The following is a 21,814-nucleotide window of genomic DNA, read 5'->3' as shown; positions in this document are numbered from 1 at the left end:
CCGCAGCGGCGCGGAAGGCGACGCATCCGTTCCCGCATCGGCAAGGTCGCGATGTACGTCGTGCTGGTGGTGCTGCTCGTCGTGGTGCTTCTGCCGTTCCTGTGGATGCTCTCCTCGTCGTTCAAGCACGACAACGAGGTGCTCAGCGTTCCGATCAAGTGGATCCCGACCACGTTCGTCTGGAGCAACTACTCGCAGATCTGGACCCAGATCCCGCTGGCCGGCTACCTCGCGAACTCGGCCCTGCTCGCGGTCGTGATCACGTTCCTCCAGGTGCTCACCGGGAGCTTCGCGGCCTACGGGTTCTCCAAGGTGAGATTCCCCGGACGGGATGCCCTGTTCCTCGCCTACATCGCCACCATCGCCGTGCCGTGGCAGGCGTACATGATCCCGCAGTACGTCATGATGCAGAAGGTCGGCCTGACGAACACGTTCTGGGCGCTCATCCTCCTGCAGGCGTTCGGTGCGTTCGGCGTGTTCCTGATGCGGCAGTACTTCGTCACGATCCCCGACGAGCTGAACGAGGCCGCCCGGATCGACGGACTCAACGACTACGGGATCTGGGCGCGGATCATCCTGCCCCTGTCGAAGCCGGCGCTCGCGTCCCTGGCGCTGCTCACGTTCGTCAACACGTGGAACGACTACATGGGGCCGTTCATCTACCTCTCCAGCAACGAGTTGTGGACGGTGCAGATCGGGCTCAGATCGTTCATCGGCCAGTACTCGGCGCAGTACGCCATGATCATGACCGGGTCGGTGATCTCCATCATCCCGATCCTGGCCATCTTCCTCGCCGGGCAGCGCTACTTCATCAGCGGCATCGCGACGAGCGGAATGAAGGGATGACGGCCACGGCACCCGCACGGCGCCGCCTTCTGCGCATCCGCCACGACACCGTGGAGACGATCTTCGGATACGCGTACGCGATCCTCATGGTCGACGTGCTGCTCGTCGCGTCCAACCTGCCGCTGGCCATCATGCTGTTCGTCACGGTGGACTCGCTGCAGTACTGGCCGTTCTTCCTCGTGCTGTCCCTCACGCTCGCACCTTCGGTTGCGGGCGCATTCGAGGTGTTCCGGGCGATGCGCGACGAGGGACGGCCCCGGCCGTTCGCGGCGTTCCTGCATGGGTACCGCCGTCGCGGGGCAGCGGCATTCGTGGTCGGACTGGCCTCAGCGGTCGTCGTCGCGCTCGCGCTGTTCGACGGGACGGCTCTCGCGGGCACGGTGTGGGCGCCCTTGCTCGGTCCGTTGCTTGCCGTACTGGGCGTGGGGTCGATAGCCGTCGAGCTGTACGCGCTGGCTGGCCTCGTCGTCTTCCCTTCGGTGTCGGTGCGGGCGATCGCCAAGGCGTCGCTCTATCTCGCCGTGCGCCGCTGGTACTTCAGCGTCGTCGGGCTCGTCATGGTGGGCCTCATCGGGGCGGCCGTTCTGCTGCAGCCCGTGCTGGGCGCCGTGCTGGTGCCTGGCATCCTGCTCTACGCGGTCTTCGCCAACGCGCAGTACGCGTTCCAGCGCGCGGTCGAGGCCGAACGGGACTGAATCCTTCTCACCGCTGGGCCCGCCGCCGAATCGTCACGCACCGAGCAGCTCCCAGAGCGCGTCGATGGCGCGGGTGGCCGTCTCGGCACGGGCGGCGGGCTCCTCTTCCGAGGCGAGCACCCACGTGTCGATCGTGGTGAGCGATGACACGGTCCAGGCCGACAGCAGGTCGGCGGGAAGGTCGGAGCGGATCACGCCGAGGGCTCGGCCGGCGACGAGAGCATCGGCGATCCAGGTCATCACGGCCGAGCGCACTCCCGCTATCGCCCGGTCGGCGGAGGCGTCCGCCGAGTTGTGGAACATCCGCCCGAGATTCATGAGCTGCGGGCGCGCGACGGCCACGCGTTCGAACCGGTCGAGGAGCGCGGAGAGCTCGGGGCGGAACGACTCCGCGGTGAGCGTCGAGAGGTCGGGCACGCGGAGCTCCGCGGCGATCTCACTCGCCAGCGTCCGCGTGACCCAGTCGTGCAAGGCGGCCTTGTCGGCGAAGCGGTGGTAGAACGACCCCTTGCCCATGCCGGAACGGCTGAGGATGTCGTTCAGCGAGGCATCCTCCAGCCCGTCGGCCGCGAAGGCGTCGGATGCGACATCGAGGAGGCGTGCCGATCTCGCGGCATCGAGCGGGCGGGCTGGACGAGGCATCCCTGTCATCCTAAGCTATTCCTGTACCGCTCGGTACAGGAATGCGAGAACGGTCCATGAGCGAAACCGTGGTCGTCGCCGGAGCGACCGGATACGTGGGCAGGCACGTCGTCGCCGCCGTGCATGAGCGCGGCCATCGCGTGCGCGCCCTCGTCCGCTCACGTGAGCGGGCCGAGGCAGACGGGGCGTTCGGCGCGCCCGGCCTGCACGGGCTCGTGGACGAGTGGCGCATCGTCGACTACGGGCGGCCGCGATCGATCTCGGATGTCTGCGAGGGCGCCGATCGAGTGGTCTCGGCGCTCGGCGTGACCCGCCAGAAGGCCAGCCCGTGGGACGTCGACTTCCTCGGCAACCTGCGTGTGCTCGAGGATGCCGAGCAGCACGGTCTCGCGTCGTTCGCGTACGTCAACGTGGTGCACTCGGACTCCGGCACGTCGCTCACGATGCGGTCGAAGCACGCGTTCTCCGAGGTGCTCCGGCGCGGCGCTGTCGCTCCGCAGCTCATCAATCCATCGGGCTACTTCTCCGACGTGTCGGACTTTCTCCGCCTGGCACAGCGCGGGATCGGCTTCATGCTGGGCGACGGCTCCGCGAGGCTGACCCCGTGCACGGCGCGGACCTCGCGCACTTCATCGTCGACCGCATGACGGGTCCGTCCGGGAGCTGGGATGTCGGAGGTCCCGACGTGTTCACCTACCGAGAGCTCGAGGAGCTCGTCTTCCGGGTGGCAGCGCGACGTCCGCGCATCCTCAGGGTCGGAACCGGCACCGCGCACGGGATCGAGTGGCTCGCCGACCGCGGATCGCCGCGCGTCGGCAACCTCGCACGCTTCTTCCTCGAGTCGCTCGCGATCGACGCGGTGGGGGAGCCGATCGGGCAGCGCCGGCTGGAGCCGTATCTGCTGGCGCTGGCCGATTCGGCGCGGCAGGCGGACCTCTCGAGCCGGTGACGGGAATCGCTGCCGGAACCCGGAGCGCGGTTACTCCAGCAGCCAGGCGGCTGCGTTCGCGATGATCGCCCGGTGCTCCGGCGAGTCGTACGACGCGGCGTCGTGTCCGAGCGCGTCGTACACCACCTCGGCGCCGCCGTACCGGTGGATCCACAGCACGGGATGCCGGGCATCCTCGAACTCATGCCAGGCGAGCTGCTGAGGCTCGGACGACACCCGGAGCCTGGAGTACCGTTCGTCCTCGACCTCGAACCCGTGGATGCCCGCCACGACCGGATGCGCGTCCGTTGCCACGTCGATCCGCGCGAGCGAGTACGGCGGATGCATACTCGTGCCACGCACCCAGATGCCCCCGAGCACGCTCTCCCACTCGGGGACGAACCCCAGGCTGGTCGATGACACGTGCAGTGCGAGCAGCGGTGCGCCGCGGTCGAGGTGGGCGAGCAGGCCGTCGCGGGTCGCGGCATCCAGCTCCGAGAGATCGCCGCGGGCTCGCTCGTCCGACGATTCGACGTCCGCGCGCTCCTCGTCGGTGCGCCCCGCGCCGATGTTGAGCACGAGGAGGTCGACGCCCGATCCATGCGGGTTCGCGAGCGCCGCCAGCCGCCCGTCCACGTCGTCGGTCACGGTGACGGCATGGCCGGCGTCGCTCAGGATGCCGGCGACGCGCGCCGAGGTCTCGGCGAACGGATGCCAGGGGTCCGCGTAGCGGCCGCTCCCTGACACGACGACGACGTTGGCGCTCACTCGGTTCCTCCTCGGGATGCCTGACCGCCGACATCCGGATCGGAACGGCGCTGCGCTCGCACTCCCGGCGATCGGCGTGCGATGTCAACCTGATGTGCGAGATCCGGGAATCACCCTATGCTAGACCGGCAACCGCTTTCCTGTGCCCTGTACGGGGGCCAAGGAGCGCGGTGAGTGAGCAACGGCGGCCCACGGGAGGGCAGCTGGCGATCATCCGGTCGGGAGCCGGCCGGCGTTCGAAAGGACTGAGCATGACAACGGCGCCGGTGCCGACCAGACGACTCTCCTCCGATCAACGCAACGCGTTCACGGCGTCGCTGCTGGGCTGGATGATGGATGCCTTCGACTACTTCATCGTCGTGCTCGTCTACGCCGACATCGCGGCGGAGTTCCACGTCACGCTGGAGCAGATCGCGTTCCTCACGACGATCACGCTCATCATGCGTCCCGTGGGCGCCTACCTGTTCGGCCTCTGGGCCGACCGCGTCGGCAGGCGGATCCCGCTCATCGTCGACGTGTGCTTCTACTCGTTCGTCGGATTCCTGTGCGCGTTCGCGCCGAACTTCACCGTGCTGTTCATCCTGCGGCTGCTGTACGGCATCGGCATGGGCGGCGAGTGGGGCCTCGGCGCCGCGCTCACCATGGAGAAGGTGCCGCGCGAGCGTCGCGGATTCTTCTCCGGCATCCTGCAGGCGGGCTACTCGGCCGGATACCTTCTCGCGTCGCTGGCGTTCCTGCTCGTGCACTCCGCTCTCGGCCTGAACTGGCGCTGGCTGTTCGTGCTGAGCATCGTGCCCGCCGTGATCAGCCTCATCATCCGCAGCAGGGTGAAGGAATCCGAGGTGTGGGAGAACACCCGCGACCGCATGCAGAAGAAGAACACGTCGATCAAGAACGTGTTCTTCAACGGCAAGGTGCTGCGCCGCTTCGTCTACCTCGTGCTGCTCATGGCGGCGTTCAACTGGATGTCGCACGGCACTCAGGACATCTACCCCACCTTCCTCAAGGCCACCGATCACGGCGGCGCGGGGCTCGACGCGGCGGTCGCCGGGTGGATCGCCGTCGTCTACAACGTCGGCGCCATCGTGGGATGCATCGTGCTCGGCTCGCTCTCCGACCACTGGGGACGCAAGGCGACCATCATCCTGGGCGCGGCGCTGACCCTGCCGATCATCCCGATCTTCGCGTTCTCGCACACGGCCGGCCTGCTCTGCCTCGGCTCGGCACTCATCCAGTTCACGACGCAGGGAGCGTGGGGCGCCATCCCCGCCCACCTCAACGAGATGTCGCCCAACGCCATCCGCGGCTTCTATCCCGGCGTCACCTATCAGCTCGGCAACGTGATCGCGGCGTTCAACCTGCCCATCCAGCAGGCCCTCGCCGCGAAGATCGGATATCCGTGGGCGATGACGATCACCGTGGCCGGGGCGGCGATCGCGGTCATCCTGCTCACGGCCTTCGGCAGGCACGCGAAGGGCATCGACTTCGACGCCGAGGAACCGGATGCCGTCGCCGCCTCCGACTCGGCGGGCGCAGCAGGCGTCGGCCCGGCTCGCCCCGCCGACGCCTGAACTCGAGCGGCACGTCGGCTGTCGGACCGAGCACGAACGGAGAAGCGACACCCCGCGGCGGCGGCATAGCCTTGGCGCATGAACGCGACCTCGTCCACGATCTCGGCTCAGACATCCGCTGCCGCCGCTGAAGACCGCGCGCACGACACGATTCGCGTGCACGGCGCGCGCGAGAACAACCTCAAGAACATCGCGATCGAGCTGCCCAAGCGGCGGCTCACGGTGTTCACCGGAGTCTCCGGGTCGGGCAAGAGCTCGCTGGTGTTCGGCACCATCGCCGCCGAGTCGCAGCGCCTGATCAACGAGACGTACAGCGCGTTCGTGCAGGGCTTCATGCCTTCACTGTCGCGGCCCGATGTCGACGTGCTCGAGGGCCTCACGACGGCGATCACGGTGGATCAGGAGCGCATCGGATCCGACCCGCGCTCCACGGTGGGCACGGCGACGGATGCGAACGCGATGCTGCGCATCCTGTTCGCCCGGCTCGCTCAGCCGGCGCTCGGGTCGCCGAAGGCCTACTCGTTCAACGTCGCCACCGTGAGCGGCGCGGGTGCGATCCAGCTCGAGAAGGGCGGACGCGCGGTCAAGGAGCGAAGGGAGTTCCGCGTCGTCGGCGGCCAGTGCCCGCGCTGCGAGGGCAGGGGCACGGTGCAGGACTTCGACCTCACCCAGCTGTACGACGCGGACAAGTCGCTGAACGAGGGCGCCCTGCTCGTGCCGAACCACACGGCGGACAGCTGGTACCTGCGCATCTACCGCGAGTCCGGATACCTCGACCCGGCCAAGCCCATCGGCAAGTACGGCAAGCGGGAGCTCGACGATCTGCTCTACAAGGAGCCGACGCGCATCAAGGTCAACGGCATCAACGTCTGGTACATGGGGCTGATCCTGCGCATCCAGCAGTCGTTCCTCTCCAAGGAGCTCGATGCGATGCAGCCGCACATCCGCGCATTCGTCGAGCGCGCCGTCACGTTCGGCACGTGCCCGGAATGCGGTGGCACCCGGCTGAACGAGGGCGCACGCTCGTCGAAGATCGACGGCGTCAGCATCGCGGATGCCTGCGCCATGCAGATCACGGATCTCGCCGCATGGGTGCGCGGTCTGGCCGGGGCCAAGGATGGTTCGGACTCGGACGGCGAGCGCGCCAGGGTCGCCCCGCTGCTGAAGTCGCTCGGCGACCTGCTCGACTCGTTCGTCGAGATCGGTCTCGGATACCTCTCCCTCGACCGCTCGGCGGGAACGCTCTCTGGGGGAGAGGCGCAGCGCACCAAGATGATCAGGCACCTCGGTTCCGCGCTCACCGACGTGACGTACGTGTTCGACGAGCCGAGCATCGGCCTGCACCCGCACGACGTGCAGAACATGAACCGGCTGCTGCTCCGGCTGCGCGACAAGGGCAACACGGTGCTCGTCGTCGAGCACAAGCCCGAGCTGATCGAGATCGCCGATCACGTGGTCGACCTCGGGCCGGGCGCGGGGGCTGCGGGCGGCACGGTCTGCTTCGAAGGCACGCTGGACGGGCTGCGGCACAGCGGCACGGTGACGGGCAGGCACCTCGGGGACCGGGCGCGTCTCAAGGAGGCCGTGCGGACGGCATCCGGTGTGCTCGAGGTGCGCGGTGCGACGACCCACAACCTGCGCGACGTGGATGTCGACATCCCGCTCGGCGTGCTCGTGGTCGTCACCGGGGTGGCCGGGTCGGGCAAGAGCTCGCTCATCGCGGGATCCGTGTCGCCGCGCGACGGCGTTGTCACGGTGGACCAGACGTCGATCCGCGGATCCCGCCGAAGCAATCCCGCGACGTACACGGGACTGCTGGAGCCCATCCGCAAGACGTTCGCGAAGGCGAACGGCGTGAAGCCTGCGTTGTTCAGCTCCAATTCCGAGGGCGCGTGCCCGGTGTGCAACGGCGCCGGCGTCGTCTACACCGATCTGGCCATCATGGCGACGGTCGCGACGGTGTGCGAGGAGTGCGGCGGCAAGCGATTCAGCGCCGAGGTGCTCGAGTACACACTCGACGGCGGCGACGGCACGAAGCGGGACATCAGCGAGGTGCTCGCGATGTCGGTCGTCGAGGCCCGCGAGTTCTTCGGCGGAGGCGAGGCGCGCACCCCGGCCGCGCTGGCCATCCTGGATCGTCTGGACGATGTCGGGCTCGGCTACCTCACGATCGGCCAGCCGCTCACCACGCTCTCCGGCGGCGAGCGGCAGAGGCTCAAGCTGGCGACGCACATGGGGGAGAAGGGCGGCATCCTCATCCTCGACGAACCCACCGTCGGCCTGCATCTGGCGGATGTCGAGCAGCTGCTCGCGCTGCTCGACCGGCTCGTCGACAGCGGCAAGTCCGTCATCGTGGTCGAGCACCACCAGGCCGTGATGGCCCACGCCGACTGGATCATCGACCTCGGACCCGGCGCCGGCCACGACGGCGGCCGCGTGGTGTTCGAGGGCGCGCCCGCCGACCTCGTCGCCTCCGCGTCGACGCTCACCGGGGAGCACCTCGCGCGGTACGTCGCGCCGTAGTGCTCGTGCGGGCTCCGCCCCCCCCCCCGGCGCCTCCACTGTCGCAACGGGTCCCCTTCCCGACCCTCCACTGTCGCGACGGGTCCTCTCTACTCCCTCCACTCCTCCACCGGTCCCCTTCCTGCCGTCCACTGCCCCGACGAGTCCCCTTGCCGATCTCCACTGCCGCGACGGGTCCCCTTCCTGACCCTCCACTGTCGCGACGGGGTCCCCTTCACTCCTTCCACTCCTCCACCGGTCCCCTTCCTGACCTCCGCTGTTGTCACGGGTCCCCTTCCTGCCGAGCGGTCCGGATGTTCGCGCCAACAGGGGGACCGCACGTCACGATGCGGACCGGTCGCTGGCGTGGGCTCTCCCTCCACACCGCGTGCTGAGCCGGGCCTGTCCACAGAAGCCGTCGGCCCGCGCCGACTCGTGCGGTCGATGGGCGAGGATGCGACGGGTGCAGAGACACCTCACGGTCGACGAGGCTGCTGCCCTGCTGCGCAGCCGAGCCGACCTGCTTGACCGGGAGTACACCGACCGCGGGATCGCGCGCGCCCTGACGGAGGGCCGGATACGTCGCATCCGACGCGGATGGTACGTGTCCGAGGATGCCTGGGCGGAGCTCTGGCCGGAGAGCCGGCACCTGCTGCACGTGCTTGCCGTCGCCCGCGACACGCGCGAATCGGCGGTGGTCTTCGCCGGCGCGTCGGCGGCTGTGGTGCACGGATTGCCGCTCTATCGCTACACGCCTCCGCGTGTGGAGATGGTGTGCGAGACGCCCAGACGGCACAGCACGCGCGACCTCATCAGGCACGAGCGTGCGCTCGATCCCCGGGATGTCGTCGAAGCGTGCCACCTCCGCGTCACGAGCCTTGAGCTCACCGTCGCCGATCTCGCTGCGGCGTTGCCGCTGGAGGCGGCGCTCTCGGTGGCGGATGCCGGCCTCCGGGCGGTGGCCGTGGTCAGGCAGGTGCAGGATGAAGCGCTCGCGGAACGATGGCGCCGCGACATGGAGCTGCGGCTGGCATCCGCGCGCGGGGCCCGCGGTGTACGACAGGCCCGGTGGGTGATCGCGTTCGCGGATGGCCGGGCCCAGCTACCAGGGGAGAGCGTCAGTCGTCTGCAACTGCACCGGCTCGGCGTTCGCGTGACGGATCTCCAGGTACGAGTGCCCGCCCCGAACGGCGGTGCGTACTTTCCGGACTTCGAGCTCGGCGATGTCGATGCGTTCGGGGAGTTCGACGGCGAGGGCAAGTACACGGACGAAGCAATGCGGTCCGGCCGCACGCTCGAACAGGTGCTTCTGGCTGAGAAGCGCCGGGAGGACTGGATCCGCGGAACGACCGGGCGCCGCGTCGTGCGGTGGGGCGACCGCGAGGCAGCGAGCGCTGCTGCGCTCGCCCGCCGCCTGGCTGCGTTCGGCATCCCCGTCCAAGGTTGACGGCCGCTGATCGCTCATCTTCGGCGCCGAGCGGTCCGCTCGTTGTCGAGCGGTCCCCTTCTTCGCGTGAAGAAGCGGACCCGTCGTCAGGTAGCGGACCCGTCGGCAGGAGGCGCGGCTGCCGCCCGGCCACGTTCGGCATCTGCGTCCGAGGTAGAGGGACGTTTGGTCGCTCATTGTCGGCGCCGAGCGGTCCGCTCGTTGTCGAGCGGTCCCCTTCTTCGCGCAAAGAAGGGGACCCGTCGGCAGGTACAGGACCCGTCGGGAGGGAGGGAGGCGGCCTCTCGTCAGGTGGGGGACCCGTCGGGAGGGAGGCCCGTCAGCAGGTAGGGGACCCGTCGGCGGGCAGCGGACGCGCCGACATCGGGCGGGCGGCGCGAAGGCGCCGCGACGTTGCTCGCGGATGCGGGCGCTGATACTCTGGTGGTAAGCGCTTTCCCAAACTGCGAGATGCGGCACGGGAGGGCCGTGCGGACAGACGCCCTCGACGAGCGTCCACGACGAAAGAGAACCAGCGTGTCAGAGTCGACCACCATCGGCATCATCATGAATGGCGTCTCAGGGCGCATGGGATACCGGCAGCACCTCGTGCGCTCCATCCTCGCGATCCGTGAGCAGGGCGGCGTCGAGCTGTCCGACGGGCGGCGGGTGCAGGTCGAGCCGCTGCTGGTCGGGCGCAACGAGGCGAAGCTCGCCGAGATCGCCGAGCGACACGGCATCGAGCACTACACGACCGACCTCGACGCCGCGCTCGCGGACGACCGGTGGCAGGTGTACGCGGACTTCCTCGTGACGAAGGCAAGGGCATCCGCTCTTCGCAAGGCGATCGCAGCGGGTAAGGCCATCTACACCGAGAAGCCGACGGCCGAGACGTTCGAGGAGGCGCTCGAACTGGCCCGCCTGGCGGATGAGGCAGGCGTGAAGAACGGTGTCGTGCACGACAAGCTGTTCCTGCCCGGGCTGCGCAAGCTGCGCAGGCTGATCGATTCCGGGTTCTTCGGGCGCATCCTCTCGGTGCGCGGCGAGTTCGGCTACTGGGTCTTCGAGGGCGACTGGATGCCGGCCCAGCGGCCGAGCTGGAACTACCGCACCGAGGACGGCGGCGGCATCATCGTGGACATGTTCCCGCACTGGAACTACGTGCTGGAGTACCTGTTCGGTCGTGTCGAGTCGGTGTACGCGCGGGCCGTGACCGAGGTCCCCGAGCGCGTCGACGAGCGCGGTCACAGCTACCGTGCCACCGCGGATGACGCGGCGTACGCGGTCTTCGACCTCGAAGGCGGCATCACCGCGCAGCTCAATTCGAGCTGGACGACGAGGGTCAACCGCGACGAGCTCCTCGAGTTCCAGGTGGACGGCACGCTCGGCAGCGCCGTCGTCGGCCTGTTCGGCTGCAAGATCCAGCCCCGCAACGCCACGCCCAGGCCCACCTGGAACCCCGACATCCCCGACACGCACGACTACGCGGCTGACTGGCACGAGGTGCCGGACACCGAGCCGTTCGAGAACGGCTTCAAGGTGCAGTGGGAGGAGTTCATCAGGCACCTGGTGGAGGACGCGCCGTTCCCGTACGACCTGCTGTCCGGTGCGCGAGGCGTGCTGATGGCGGAGAAGGGACTGGAGAGCTCGCGCACGGGCGCGCGCGTCGACATCCCGGCCGTGACGGCGGAGAGCGTTCGCGAAGCCGCCGCCGAGCTCGAGGGTGCGGCACAGCGATGACGGAACTGCTCCTCCTGGCAGCCGACGGCACGCTGCACACCGAACAACTCGTCGAGCACGAGCCCACGCTCGCGCCGGCGACGCCGCTGCGGTCGAGGGTGGCGTACGCGGCAGCGCACGTCATCCCGAAGCCGTATGCCGACAACGTGCCCGGCGCGCCTGCCGACCTCGACTGGGATGCCACGCTCGCGTTCCGTCACCACGTGTGGGCGCAGGGGCTCGGGGTCGCGGATGCGATGGACACCGCGCAGCGCAACATGGGGCTGGACCCGGCCGCCACCCGTGAGCTCATCGCCCGCAGCGCGCGGGAGGCCGCATCCGTCGGCGGAGCGCTCGTGGTGGGCGTGAACACGGACCACGTCGACGACGAGGTCATCTCCCTTGACGAGGTGACGGACGCCTACCTGCAGCAGCTGGAGAGCACGGAGGATGCCGGCGCCGGCGTCGTGCTGATGGCCTCGCGCCACCTCGCGCGCGCCGCGCAGTCGCCAGACGACTACGAGCGCGTCTACGGCGCCGTGCTGAAGCGGGCGAGCGGACCCGTCATCCTGCACTGGCTCGGCGAGGCGTTCGACCCCGCGCTGAAGGGCTACTTCGGCGGCACGGACGGCGGCTTCCAGGCAGCGGCCGACACGCTCATCCGCATCATCGAGGCGAATGCCGACACCGTGTCGGGCGTCAAGATGAGCCTGCTCGACGCCGACGCGGAGATCGCCGTGCGCTCCCGGCTGCCGCGCACCGCGACCATGTTCACCGGCGACGACTTCAACTACGTCGATCTCATCGCGGGAGACGGCACCAGGGTGGACGGGGCCGACCAGCCCGGCCACTACTCGAACGCGCTGCTCGGTGCGTTCGCCGCGATCGCACCCGTGGCATCCAGGGCCATCAGAGCGCTCGACGACGGCGATGCGGATGCCTACGAGCGCATCCTCCGCCCCACCGAAGCGCTGAGCAGGCAGGTGTTCGCCGCGCCCACGTTCTACTACAAGACCGGCATCGCGTTCCTCAGCTGGCTGAACGGGCACCAGGAGTCGTTCTCGATGGTGGGCGGCCTGCATTCGGCCAGGAGCCTGCCGCACCTGTCGGAGATCGTGCGTCTCGCGAACGCGTCGGGAGCGCTCGAGCGCCCAGAGCTGGCGGCGGCCCGCTGGCACGGCCTGCTCGCGCTCAACGGCATCGTCGGTGAAGCCGGCCGGAGCGAGGCGAACGCATGAGCGCGCATCCGCGGTACTCGCTGAACCAGGCGACGGTGAAGCACGCGTCGCTCGCCGAGGCGATCGCGGCGACCCAGGAGGCAGGCATCGAGAGCATCGGCGTGTGGCGCGAGCCGGTCGCCGACATCGGCCTGGATGCCGCCACCCGGCTCATCGCGGACTCCGGCCTCCGCGTCTCCAGCCTGTGCCGCGGCGGGTTCTTCACCGCCGACGACGGTCCAGAGCGGACCGCAGCGCTCGACGACAACCGCAGGGCGATCGAGGAGACGGCGGCGCTCGCCGGCGCGGGCGCCGAGGGATCGGCCGCCGTGCTCGTGCTCGTGGCAGGCGGCCTGCCCGCCGGATCGCGCGACCTCGTCGGAGCCCGCGAGCGGGTGCGCGACGCGCTGGGCGCACTCGAGCCGTTCGCGGCATCCGCAGGCGTCACGCTCGCCGTCGAGCCGCTGCATCCGATGTTCGCGGCCGATCGCGCCGTGGTGTCCACACTCGGCCAGGCCATCGACCTCGCGGTCGATGCCGGCCCCTCGGCCGGGGTCGTCGTCGACACGTACCACGTGTGGTGGGATCCCGACGTGCTGCAGCAGATCGCCCGCGCCGGCAGCCTCGGCCGCATCGCCTCGTACCAGGTGTGCGACTGGCTCACGCCGTTGCCCGCCGACGTGCTGCTGGGCCGCGGCGTTCCAGGCCATGGTCACATCGACTTCGGCCCCCTGACCAGGGCGGTCGTCGACGCCGGGTACACAGGTGACATCGAGTGCGAGATCTTCAACGCCGACGTGTGGGCGCGCCCGTACGACGAGGTGGCGGGGGAGACGGCGGATGCCTTCGCGCGCGTCGTCGCACCGCACCTGTGACGGCCGGAGCGGTGACACGAGAACCGTGACGCGGGAACGGCAACCGGCAGATTGCGGCGCGGGAACTGCGACACGAGAACCGTGACCCCAGACCTGTGAGACGAGAACCGTGACACGAGAAGCGCCGTGGATGCGGAAGAGTGAACGCATGCGCATCGTGATCGCCCCCGACTCGTTCAAAGGCACGGCGTCGGCCGTGCAGGTGGCCGAGGCGATCGCGGCCGGATGGCGCGACGTGCGGTCAGGGGACGAACTGATCGAGCTGCCCATGGCGGATGGCGGTGAGGGGACCCTCGACGCGTTCGAGCTCGCCGTCGCCGGGGCGACGCGGATGCCCGTCGAGGTGACAGGGCCGGACGGCCGGGATGTTCAGGCATCCTGGATGCTGCTGCCGCCGACGGAGGGCCTGCCCGGCGGCACCGCGATGGTCGAGCTGGCGGAGACGAGCGGGCTCCCGCTGCTGAAGCGGCTCGACCCCCTCGGCGCGCACACGCTCGGCTTCGGGCAGGCGATCGCCGACGCCCTCGATCACGGCGTCTCGAGGCTCCTGCTCGGAATCGGCGGCAGCGCGTCGACGGATGGCGGCACGGGCGCGCTCGTCGCACTCGGCGCACGTCTGCTGGACGACAGAGGCGAACCTCTCCCGCTCGGCGGGGCGGCGCTCGAGCGCATCGCCGAGGTCGACCTCTCCGGACTGCGCTCGCTTCCGCCGTCGGGCGCGCTCGTGCTCAGCGACGTGACGAACCCGCTCCTCGGACCGTCGGGTGCTGCTCAGATCTTCGGCGAGCAGAAGGGAGCTGACGCCCGTCAGCGCGACCGGCTGGACGCGGCGAACGCCGCGTGGGCTCGGGCCGTCGCGCAGGTCGCGCACGTGGACCCTGCGACTCCGGGTGCCGGCGCGGCAGGCGGAACGGGATTCGGCCTGCTCCTCTGGGGCGCACGGCTCGCTTCGGGTGCGACGACGATCGCGGATGCCGTCGGCCTCGACGCCTGCCTGGCGGCCGCTGACCTCGTCGTCACGGGGGAGGGCCGCTACGACGCGCAGACGGACTCCGGCAAGGCTCCGGCTATCGTGGCGGCGAGGGCCGAGCTGGCCTCCGTTCCGCTTGCGCTCGTCGCCGGCGCCATCACGGCTCCTCCCGCGGACGGCGTCGTCGCGCTCTCGCTGACCGATCTCGCCGGCGGCGCTGCAGCCGCGATGGCGGATCCCCTCACCTGGCTTCGCGAGGCCGGCAGGCGGCTGGCCGCTCGGGCGGCCTAGCCCTTCCTCGGCCTCTCCAGAGCGCGCTGCAAGGCGCCCTGGATGACGCGACGCGGCGTGCTACAAGGCGGCCAGGCGCGCGTACCTGTCGTACTGCTGGCGGATCACCGGGCGGAAGTCCGGCTTCGGCTCCGCCACCACCTCGAGGCGCCATTCCGGCCGTGTCCCGGTCAAGACCCAGGCGGCCTGGGCTGCGGCCCCGTTCGCGACGTATTCGCCCGGCGCGGGCACCACGACGGGCGCGTCGAACACCTGAGCGGCGACCGCCTGCACGGCAGGGTTCAGAGCTGCGCCGCCGACGAGCAGAAGGCGCTGCTCGCGCACGCCGACGGCGCGGACGGCGTCGAGTCCCGCAGCGAGACCGCTGAGCATGCCCTCGACCGCGGCTCGGGCGAGGTTCTCCCGCCGGCTGGAGGAGATGGACAGCCCGTGCAGGCTCGCTTTCGCGGTCGGCAGGTTGGGCGTGCGCTCACCCTCGAAGTACGGAACGAGAACGACGCCCTCTGAGCCGGCGGGCGCGCGCAGCGCCAGGTCGGCGAACTCGTCGAAGTCCACGTCGAGCAGGTCGGCGACCGTGCCGAGCACGCGAGCGGCGTTCAGGGTCGCCACCAGCGGGAGGAAGCGGCCGGAGGCATCCGCGAAGCCCGCGACGGAGCCGCTGGGGTCCGGCGTCGAGACATCGGTCACGGCGAAGACCGTGCCGCTGGTGCCGAGCGAGACGATGACGTCGCCAGATGCCGCGCCCAGCCCGAGAGCGGCGCCCGCGTTGTCCCCGGCGCCCGGTCCCACGACGAGACCTGCCTTCACGGCGACCGTGCCGCTCTGCGCGGCCGTCACGCCCGCCGAATCGGCCGGGCCGAGCACACGCGGCAGCACGACCGCCGTCGAGGAGGCATCCGATCCCGAATCCTGGTCGTCGCCCGCGGCCACTCTCGCCGGGCGCCCGAGTGCGAGCTCGAACAGCCCGAAGTCGTAGTCGTCGTCCTGCGGCGACCAGTACGCCGTGCCCGACGCATCCGAACGGTCGGTGACGAGCGCATCGAGCTGAGGTCCGAGCGGAGACTCCTCCGCCGGTCCGTACCCGAGCAGCCGCCAGGTCAGCCAGTCGTGCGGCAGCGCGACGGCGGCCACCCGCTCCGCGTTCTGCGGCTCGGCATCCCGCAGCCAGCGCAGCTTGCTGGCCGTGAACGATGCGACGGGCACGGAGCCGGCGCGCCTGGCGTACTCGCCGGAACCCACCTCGTCGGCCAGCGCTGCTGCAGCGTCGGCGCTGCGCGTGTCGTTCCAGAGCAGGGCCGGACGGATGACCCGCCCCGACGCATCCAGCACCACCATGCCGTGCTGCTGCCCGCCGATGGAGATGGCCGCGACGTCGTCGAGACCTCCGGCGTCCGCGATCGCGGCGCCGAGAGCCGACCACCACGCTTCGGGGTCCACCTCGGTGCCGTCGGGATGCGACGCGCGGCCGGAGCGCACCAGCGCCCCGGTCTCCAGGTCGCGGATGACGATCTTGCAGCTCTGGGTCGAGGAATCGACGCCGGCGATCAGGGTCATGCGTACTACCTTCTCAGATGCCAGTGATGCGGCCGTTGCGAGCGAAAGCGAGCCGAAGGGCACCGCGTCGGGCGTCCTCCGGCTCGCTTTCGCTCATTCAGGGAGCAGGGAAATGCGGGATGCGCGTCAGCGGGCCCCGAGCAGGTGCTCGGTGGCGAGCTGCTGCAGACGCACGAATCCGAAGCCCTTGCCGTTCAGGTAGGCATCCGTGTCGAAGTCCTCCCACGCGCTGCGGTCGGACTTGAGCGACTCGATGGTCTCGCCCTCGTTCAGCGTGGGCTTCTCGAGCTCGTACACCTTGGCCGCCTCCAGAGCCTCCTGCACCTCGGGGTCGGCGCGGAAGGCCGCGGCGCGTTCCTTGAGCAGCAGGTAGGTCTCCATGTTCGCCCTGGCGGAGTCCCACACGCCGGACTCGTCCTCGGTGCGGCTCGGCTTGTAGTCGAAGTGGCGGGGGCCGTCGTAGGCCGGTCCGCCGTTCGGGCCACCGTTCTCGAGCAGGTCGACCAGCGCGAACGCGTTGTGCAGGTCGCCGTGGCCGAACGCGAGGTCCTGGTCGTACTTGATCGAGCGCTGGCCGTTCAGGTCGATGTGGAAGAGCTTGCCGTGGTACAGCGCCTGAGCAACGCCCGAGGTGAAGTTCAGTCCCGCCATGGTCTCGTGGCCGACCTCCGGGTTGAGGCCGACGAGCTCCGGGTGCTCGAGCGAGTCGATGAACGCGAGCGCGTGACCGAGCGTGGGCAGCAGGATGTCGCCGCGCGGCTCGTTCGGCTTCGGCTCGATCGCGAACCGGATGTCCCAGCCCTGCGACAGCACGTAGTCGCCGAGGAAGTCGACGGCCTCCTTGTACCGCTGCAGAGCCGCCTGGATGTTCTTGGCCGAGTCGTACTCGGCGCCCTCGCGTCCGCCCCACATCACGAACGTCTTGGCGCCGAGCTCGACGCCCAGCTCCAGCTGACGCAGCATCTTGCGGATCGTGTACCGGCGCACCTCACGGTCGTTTGAGGTGACACCGCCGTCCTTGAAGACGGGAGCGGAGAACGTGTTCGTGGTGACCATCGGCACGATGAGGCCGGTGTCGGAGAGCGCCTTCTTGAGGCGGTCGATCTGCTTCTCGCGCTCGGCATCCGTGGAGCCGAACGGGAACAGGTCGTCGTCGTGGAAGGTGAGGCCGTAAGCCCCGAGCTCCGCCAGCTTCTCGACGGCGTGAACCACGTCGAGCGGGCCGCGGGTGGGGCCACCGAACGGGTCGGTGCCGTTGTAGCCGATGGTCCAGAGACCGAACGAGAACTTGTCTTCGCGGGTGGGCGTGACTGCCATGGAATGATCCTTCAGCATCGTTGATGAGTATTTGTTGTGGCGTCAAACATATCAGATGGCATGCGTGCCGTCGAGCGCCGCCGACTCGACTGCTCGCGCGCTCGTCGAAGGGTGCCGCTTCCACGCCTCAGACGAGAGCGGCGGCCGGTCGACGGGAGCCGGCCCCATGGATGCGCCGGGCATGAGCGTGCACGCGATCCGGACCTGAGTGGGCGGGCCGCCCCGTCCTTCCAGCCTGTCGATGAGCGCCTCGGTCGCCAGCCTGCCGAGCGCTGAGCCCGGGGCGTCATACGTGCTGAGCGCAGGGTCGGTGAGCGTGGCCATGGCCGTAGCGCTGGCGATCCCCGCGATGGAGATGTCCTCGGGAACGCGGATGCCCCTGTGTCGCAGAACGTTGATGAGCGCGAACGTCGCATCGTCGTGCATGCCGATGATCGCTGTCGTCTCCGGAGCCCTGCGCGCGATCTCGTCGGCGATCGAGAGAATGGATGCCCGCTCGTGCGGCACCCGGAACACCGTGCCGTTCAGGCCGCGGGAGCGCACGGCCTCCTCGAACGTCTGCTCGGCGCGGATGGGCGGACTGTAGCCGGCGAGGGGAGTGTCTGACAGGTCCTCGATGATGAGGCTGAAGTCCCGGTGCCCGAGTGCCGCGAAGTCCTCGACGGCCTGTTCGACCGAGCGCTCGAAGTCGATGTCGACGTAGTCGATCCCGTGGAGCTCCCGGGTGCGCCCGATCAGGGCGAACGGCGCGCCCGCCTGCTGCAGGTGCGTGACCCGCTCGTCCTCCAGCTGCACCTCCATGAGCAGAACACCGTCGGCGAAGCCGGCCTGGATGAGCGAGGCGATCTCCGCCGACACGTTGTCGCTGTGCACAGGCCACAGCACGAGGCTGTAGCCGCGCTCTTCGGCGGCCGTGGCCGCGGCATCCACGAACGAATGGTGGTGGCGGTGGTCCAGCAGCGGGTAGATCAGCGCGATCACCCTCGACTTGCGGCTGGCGAGGGCGCGTGCCATGGAATTCCTGCGGTAGCCGAGCTCGTCGATCGCCTTGAGCACGCGCTCCCGCGTCTCGGCCATGACGGGTTTCGTGTCGTTCACCACGAACGAGACGGTGGAGATCGACACCTTGGCGCGGTCCGCCACTTGCTGCATCGTGACCATGCCCACCGCCTCTCTCCTCGTTCCGGCCCAGTATCGCACCGCTCGGCAACGATTCGGTTAAGCGCTTGACTTTGACTTCCGGCCGTGACCAGAATGCCTGCAAGCACTTGCCGGATCCGTCCCCCGACTTCAAGGTCCTCTTCGTCGTGGTTCAGGTCAAGCGCTTTATCTTGCTGTCCACTGACGGCGGAAACCTTCTGGGAAAGAAGCAAAGGAGCTCATTCGTGAAGAAGTCACGCATCATCGCGGCGATCGCGGGAGCGGCGGCAGTGTCGCTCTCGCTAGCCGCCTGTTCATCGGGGTCGAGCGGCTCGAGCACGGGCAACGGGCAGACGCTGACCGTCGAGGACTACTACTCGGCCAACCCCAGCATGAGCGGCTACAACTCCATCTACAAGGAGTGCGCCGCCTCCATCGGCGTCAAGGTGAACCCCGTTCACGTCGCGGGCGCGTCGCTGATCCAGAAGGTGCTGCAGCAGGCATCCTCGAAGACGCTGCCCGATGTGCTCATGCTCGACAACCCCGACGTCCAGCAGATCGCGGCGACGGGCGCACTGACCCCGTTGAAGAACTACGGCGTCAGCGCGCCGAAGGGCGACGTGCCCAGCGTGGTGAAGGCCGGAACGTACAAGGGCCAGGTGTACGGCCTCGCCCCCGTCATCAACTCGATCGCCCTGTACTACAACGTCGACATGCTGAAGGCGGCAGGCGTCACTCCGCCGAAGACGTGGGACGAGCTCAAGGCTGCCGCGCTGAAGCTCACCGACTCCAGCAAGGGCGTGTACGGCTTCGCCATGAGCAACATCAACACGTACGAGGGCACCTGGCAGTTCCTGCCGTTCTTCTGGACGAACGGCGGCAACGAGAAGAACATCGCCACGCCGGATGCCGCCCAGGCTCTGCAGTTCGACGTCGACCTCCAGAACGACGGCTCGATGTCGAAGAGCTCCGTGAACTGGAGCCAGCAGGATGTCAACAACCAGTTCGTGGCGGGCAAGGCCGCGATGATGATCAACGGTCCGTGGCAGCTGCCGGTGCTCAACTCGACGAAGGGCCTCAACTTCGCGAGCGTGCCGATCCCCACGCGCACCACCTCCCAGAAGGTCGTCTCCCCGCTAGGCGGCGAGACCTACAACGTGCCCAACACCGGTGACAAGACCAAGATGGGCCTCTCCGCCAAGTTCGTGCAGTGCCTGAACAAGCCGGCGACCCAGCTGAAGATCGCGAAGATCTCCGGCAACGTGCCGGCGGACGAGGCGTCGGCAGCGCAGTGGGCGAAGTCCCACCCGCAGGTGGAGTCGTTCGTGGAGACGGTGAAGACGGCGCGCGCCCGCACGGCAGAACTGGGACCGAAGTGGCCGAAGGCCGCGACCGCCATCTACACGGCCGTGCAGCTGGCGCTGACCGGCAAGGCGACTCCGCAGGAAGCCCTCCAGCAGGCTCAGGCCCAGAACAAGTAGGCCGACTCCGGGCGGGCGGGACTCCCGCCCGCCCGGTGTCCGATCCTTGCTAGGAGCGTGACATGACCTCAGTGGATGCCGGCCTCGAGAAGAGGACCGCGCACGCCCTCCACCACGGAGAACCCCGGCGCCGCGCCAGGGTGGGCCGCTACCTGACCCGATGGCTTTTCGTGGCGCCTGCCATCCTCTTCGTGCTCGTCTTCTTCGGCTATCCGATCGTGCAGAACGTCGTGATGTCGTTGCAGGACTACACGACGACGACGTTCTACACCGGCGAAGCACCATGGGTGGGGTTCGCGAACTACGCGAGCGTGTTCAGCAACCCGATCTTCTCCACGACCGTGATCAACACCGCCCTGTTCACGATCGGCTCGATCGTGCTGCAGTTCGGCATCGGCCTCGGGCTCGCGCTGTTCTTCAAGCGGCACTTCCCGTTGAGCGGATTCCTCCGGTCGCTTCTGCTTCTGCCGTGGCTGCTGCCGCTCATCGCCTCCGCAGCGGTGTGGAAATGGATCCTCGACCAGGGCAGCGGAGCGCTGAACCAGTTCCTCGCCATCTTCGGCGTGCACCCGATCCCGTGGCTCGTCAGCCCGAGCCTCGCGCTCGTCGCCGTCATCGGCGTGAACGTGTGGCTCGGCATCCCGTTCAACACGACGATCCTCTACACGGGCCTCCAAGCCGTTCCCGAGGAGCTCTACGAAGCCGCCGCGCTCGACGGCGCGGTCGGCTGGCGGGCGTTCTGGCACATCACGTGGCCGAGCATCAGGTCGGTGGTCAGCGTCGTGATCGTGCTGGGGGTGGTGTACACGCTGAAAGTGGTGGACATCATCCTGGGGCTCACCGGCGGAGGCCCGGCGAACTCGACGCAGACGCTCGCGACGTGGGCGTACCAGAACTCGTTCGTACAGTTCGCGTTCGGCCCGGGCGCCGCCGTCAGCAACGTGCTGATCGTGGTGTCGCTGCTGTTCGCGATCGTCTACCTGTACATGAACCGCAAGGGGGTCGACGAATGACCGCGACTCAGGCCATGGTGCTGCCCGCCGGCGCGCGCACCGAACGTCGCAAGCACACCAGGAAGTGGCCGATGACGGTGCTCGGCGTCATCTTCCTCGCCATCATGGTGTTCCCCGTCTACTGGATGATCAACAGCAGCCTCCAGGGCAACTCGGGCGCCGCGAACACCGAGTGGTTCCCGTTCCATCCGACCTTCGCCGGATACGAGGCTGCGATCCAGCAGCAGGGCGCCAACCTCGTCACGAGCCTGGTCGTGGCTGTGAGCGCCGTCGTGCTGACGCTCGTCGTCGCGACGCCCGCCGCGTACGGGCTTGCGCGTTTCAAGATGAAGGGCATGACGGCGTTCGTCTTCGTGCTGCTCATCACGCAGATGATCCCGACCATCGTCATCGCGAACGCGCTCTACGCGCTGTTCAACGACTGGGGCCTGCTGAACTCCTACCTGGGACTCATCCTGGCCGACAGCGCTGCTCAGATACCGTTCGCGATCATCCTGATGAGAGCGTTCATGGCGTCCATACCGCAGAGCCTCGTGGAGGCGGCGCTCGTGGACGGCGCGAACAACTTCAGGGCGTTCCTCTCTATCGTCGTGCCGATCAGCAAGAACGCGATCATCACGGCTGCGCTGTTCACGTTCCTCGGTGCATGGGGCGACTTCCTGTTCGCCCTGACGCTGACGAGCACACCCGCCGTGCGGCCGATCACGCTCGGCATCTACAACTACATCGGGGCGAACGTCTCGCAGTGGGGTCCGGTGATGGCGACAGCCGTCATCGCGTCCATCCCGGCGGGCGTGCTGCTCATCCTCGCCCAGAAGTACATCGCCGCCGGGGCTCTCGGCGGCGCGATCAAGTGACG

The 21,814-nt window shown here is 68.8% G+C and carries 19 protein-coding genes; 14 read left to right on the top strand and 5 right to left on the bottom strand.

The window, feature by feature from the left end; genetic code table 11:
• Positions 1 to 51 precede the first annotated feature (51 nt).
• On the top strand, positions 52 to 846 hold the full coding sequence (locus VHB92_RS12975; RefSeq protein WP_414653114.1) for a carbohydrate ABC transporter permease: 795 nt from the start codon (positions 52 to 54) through the stop codon (positions 844 to 846).
• Complete coding sequence (locus tag VHB92_RS12970; protein ID WP_325454178.1) at positions 843 to 1,541, top strand: hypothetical protein; 699 nt, start codon at positions 843 to 845, stop codon at positions 1,539 to 1,541. Before VHB92_RS12975 ends, VHB92_RS12970 begins: the two co-directional genes overlap by 4 nt.
• Positions 1,542 to 1,574: 33 nt before the next feature.
• Here VHB92_RS12970 and VHB92_RS12965 read toward each other — a convergent pair whose 3' ends face one another.
• Positions 1,575 to 2,183 (bottom strand): TetR/AcrR family transcriptional regulator, encoded by a 609-nt coding sequence (locus tag VHB92_RS12965; protein WP_325454177.1) that lies wholly within the window; start codon positions 2,181 to 2,183, stop codon positions 1,575 to 1,577.
• 56 nt (positions 2,184 to 2,239) lie between these two features.
• On the opposite strand from VHB92_RS12965, the gene VHB92_RS12960 reads away from it, so the two are divergent.
• Positions 2,240 to 2,830: an SDR family oxidoreductase gene (locus VHB92_RS12960; protein ID WP_325454176.1), complete on the top strand. Its 591-nt coding sequence runs from the start codon at positions 2,240 to 2,242 to the stop codon at positions 2,828 to 2,830.
• Positions 2,827 to 3,132 carry a hypothetical protein gene (locus VHB92_RS12955; RefSeq protein ID WP_325454175.1) on the top strand — a complete coding sequence of 102 codons (306 nt, stop codon included), beginning with the start codon at positions 2,827 to 2,829 and terminating at the stop codon, positions 3,130 to 3,132. Before VHB92_RS12960 ends, VHB92_RS12955 begins: the two co-directional genes overlap by 4 nt.
• Before the next feature lie 30 nt (positions 3,133 to 3,162).
• Here the strand turns inward: VHB92_RS12955 and VHB92_RS12950 are convergent, their stop codons facing one another.
• Positions 3,163 to 3,879: a ThuA domain-containing protein gene (locus VHB92_RS12950; RefSeq protein WP_325454174.1), complete on the bottom strand. Its 717-nt coding sequence runs from the start codon at positions 3,877 to 3,879 to the stop codon at positions 3,163 to 3,165.
• A gap of 251 nt (positions 3,880 to 4,130) precedes the next feature.
• On the opposite strand from VHB92_RS12950, the gene VHB92_RS12945 reads away from it, so the two are divergent.
• The 7 genes from VHB92_RS12945 to VHB92_RS12915 all read left to right on the top strand — a co-directional run bounded on the left by VHB92_RS12945 (position 4,131) and on the right by VHB92_RS12915 (position 14,450).
• The gene (locus VHB92_RS12945; RefSeq protein WP_325454173.1) at positions 4,131 to 5,450 is read left to right on the top strand and encodes an MFS transporter; all 1,320 of its coding nucleotides are present in this window, start codon (positions 4,131 to 4,133) and stop codon (positions 5,448 to 5,450) included.
• Positions 5,451 to 5,528: 78 nt separating this feature from the next.
• On the top strand, positions 5,529 to 7,973 hold the full coding sequence (locus VHB92_RS12940) for an excinuclease ABC subunit UvrA (protein WP_325454172.1): 2,445 nt from the start codon (positions 5,529 to 5,531) through the stop codon (positions 7,971 to 7,973).
• A 442-nt stretch (positions 7,974 to 8,415) separates the two neighbouring features.
• The gene (locus VHB92_RS12935) at positions 8,416 to 9,399 is read left to right on the top strand and encodes a hypothetical protein (protein ID WP_325454171.1); all 984 of its coding nucleotides are present in this window, start codon (positions 8,416 to 8,418) and stop codon (positions 9,397 to 9,399) included.
• 546 nt (positions 9,400 to 9,945) lie between these two features.
• Complete coding sequence (locus VHB92_RS12930) at positions 9,946 to 11,118, top strand: Gfo/Idh/MocA family oxidoreductase (protein WP_325454256.1); 1,173 nt, start codon at positions 9,946 to 9,948, stop codon at positions 11,116 to 11,118.
• The gene (locus VHB92_RS12925) at positions 11,115 to 12,335 is read left to right on the top strand and encodes a dihydrodipicolinate synthase family protein (RefSeq protein WP_325454170.1); all 1,221 of its coding nucleotides are present in this window, start codon (positions 11,115 to 11,117) and stop codon (positions 12,333 to 12,335) included. The genes VHB92_RS12930 and VHB92_RS12925 overlap by 4 nt, the downstream gene beginning before the upstream one ends.
• Positions 12,332 to 13,189 (top strand): sugar phosphate isomerase/epimerase family protein, encoded by an 858-nt coding sequence (locus tag VHB92_RS12920; protein ID WP_325454169.1) that lies wholly within the window; start codon positions 12,332 to 12,334, stop codon positions 13,187 to 13,189. The genes VHB92_RS12925 and VHB92_RS12920 overlap by 4 nt, the downstream gene beginning before the upstream one ends.
• 130 nt (positions 13,190 to 13,319) lie before the next feature.
• Positions 13,320 to 14,450, top strand: coding sequence for a glycerate kinase (locus VHB92_RS12915; RefSeq protein WP_325454168.1), 1,131 nt, complete (start codon positions 13,320 to 13,322; stop codon positions 14,448 to 14,450).
• A 60-nt stretch (positions 14,451 to 14,510) separates the two neighbouring features.
• Here the strand turns inward: VHB92_RS12915 and VHB92_RS12910 are convergent, their stop codons facing one another.
• The 3 genes from VHB92_RS12910 to VHB92_RS12900 form a co-directional block, all read right to left on the bottom strand.
• Complete coding sequence (locus VHB92_RS12910) at positions 14,511 to 16,004, bottom strand: xylulokinase (RefSeq protein WP_325454167.1); 1,494 nt, start codon at positions 16,002 to 16,004, stop codon at positions 14,511 to 14,513.
• Between the two features lie 126 nt (positions 16,005 to 16,130).
• Positions 16,131 to 17,321: a xylose isomerase gene (gene xylA / locus VHB92_RS12905; protein WP_325454166.1), complete on the bottom strand. Its 1,191-nt coding sequence runs from the start codon at positions 17,319 to 17,321 to the stop codon at positions 16,131 to 16,133.
• A gap of 51 nt (positions 17,322 to 17,372) precedes the next feature.
• The gene (locus tag VHB92_RS12900; protein WP_325454165.1) at positions 17,373 to 18,482 is read right to left on the bottom strand and encodes a LacI family DNA-binding transcriptional regulator; all 1,110 of its coding nucleotides are present in this window, start codon (positions 18,480 to 18,482) and stop codon (positions 17,373 to 17,375) included.
• A 224-nt stretch (positions 18,483 to 18,706) separates the two neighbouring features.
• Between VHB92_RS12900 and VHB92_RS12895 the strand changes: the two genes are divergently transcribed.
• The 3 genes from VHB92_RS12895 (at position 18,707) to VHB92_RS12885 (ending at position 21,812) form a co-directional block, all read left to right on the top strand.
• The gene (locus tag VHB92_RS12895) at positions 18,707 to 19,942 is read left to right on the top strand and encodes a sugar ABC transporter substrate-binding protein (protein WP_325454164.1); all 1,236 of its coding nucleotides are present in this window, start codon (positions 18,707 to 18,709) and stop codon (positions 19,940 to 19,942) included.
• A gap of 62 nt (positions 19,943 to 20,004) precedes the next feature.
• A complete protein-coding gene (locus VHB92_RS12890; protein ID WP_325454163.1) occupies positions 20,005 to 20,955 on the top strand; it encodes a sugar ABC transporter permease in 951 nt (316 codons plus the stop codon).
• Positions 20,952 to 21,812, top strand: coding sequence for a carbohydrate ABC transporter permease (locus VHB92_RS12885; protein ID WP_414653111.1), 861 nt, complete (start codon positions 20,952 to 20,954; stop codon positions 21,810 to 21,812). The genes VHB92_RS12890 and VHB92_RS12885 overlap by 4 nt, the downstream gene beginning before the upstream one ends.
• The last annotated feature ends 2 nt before the right edge of the window (positions 21,813 to 21,814 follow it).

This window comes from Humibacter sp. (genome assembly GCF_035547335.1).
In the GTDB taxonomy this organism is placed as follows: domain Bacteria; phylum Actinomycetota; class Actinomycetes; order Actinomycetales; family Microbacteriaceae; genus Humibacter.
The sequence above is the reverse complement of the archived record's forward strand: the minus strand, read 5'-3'. Positions and strand labels throughout refer to the sequence as shown.

Bases quoted from the DNA above. Each gene is read 5' to 3' on its own strand.
- VHB92_RS12955 (WP_325454175.1), top strand. From the start codon at position 2,827: ATGACGGGTCCGTCCGGGAGCTGGGATGTCGGAGGTCCCGACGTGTTC.
- VHB92_RS12920 (WP_325454169.1), top strand. From the start codon at position 12,332: ATGAGCGCGCATCCGCGGTACTCGCTGAACCAGGCGACGGTGAAGCAC.
- VHB92_RS12910 (WP_325454167.1), bottom strand. From the start codon at position 16,004: ATGACCCTGATCGCCGGCGTCGATTCCTCGACCCAGAGCTGCAAGATC.
- VHB92_RS12890 (WP_325454163.1), top strand. From the start codon at position 20,005: ATGACCTCAGTGGATGCCGGCCTCGAGAAGAGGACCGCGCACGCCCTC.
- VHB92_RS12930 (WP_325454256.1), top strand. From the start codon at position 9,946: ATGAATGGCGTCTCAGGGCGCATGGGATACCGGCAGCACCTCGTGCGC.
- VHB92_RS12885 (WP_414653111.1), top strand. From the start codon at position 20,952: ATGACCGCGACTCAGGCCATGGTGCTGCCCGCCGGCGCGCGCACCGAA.
- VHB92_RS12970 (WP_325454178.1), top strand. From the start codon at position 843: ATGACGGCCACGGCACCCGCACGGCGCCGCCTTCTGCGCATCCGCCAC.
- VHB92_RS12975 (WP_414653114.1), top strand. From the start codon at position 52: ATGTACGTCGTGCTGGTGGTGCTGCTCGTCGTGGTGCTTCTGCCGTTC.
- VHB92_RS12945 (WP_325454173.1), top strand. From the start codon at position 4,131: ATGACAACGGCGCCGGTGCCGACCAGACGACTCTCCTCCGATCAACGC.
- VHB92_RS12965 (WP_325454177.1), bottom strand. From the start codon at position 2,183: ATGCCTCGTCCAGCCCGCCCGCTCGATGCCGCGAGATCGGCACGCCTC.
- xylA (WP_325454166.1), bottom strand. From the start codon at position 17,321: ATGGCAGTCACGCCCACCCGCGAAGACAAGTTCTCGTTCGGTCTCTGG.
- VHB92_RS12940 (WP_325454172.1), top strand. From the start codon at position 5,529: ATGAACGCGACCTCGTCCACGATCTCGGCTCAGACATCCGCTGCCGCC.
- VHB92_RS12900 (WP_325454165.1), bottom strand. From the start codon at position 18,482: ATGGTCACGATGCAGCAAGTGGCGGACCGCGCCAAGGTGTCGATCTCC.
- VHB92_RS12925 (WP_325454170.1), top strand. From the start codon at position 11,115: ATGACGGAACTGCTCCTCCTGGCAGCCGACGGCACGCTGCACACCGAA.
- VHB92_RS12915 (WP_325454168.1), top strand. From the start codon at position 13,320: ATGCGGAAGAGTGAACGCATGCGCATCGTGATCGCCCCCGACTCGTTC.
- VHB92_RS12960 (WP_325454176.1), top strand. From the start codon at position 2,240: ATGAGCGAAACCGTGGTCGTCGCCGGAGCGACCGGATACGTGGGCAGG.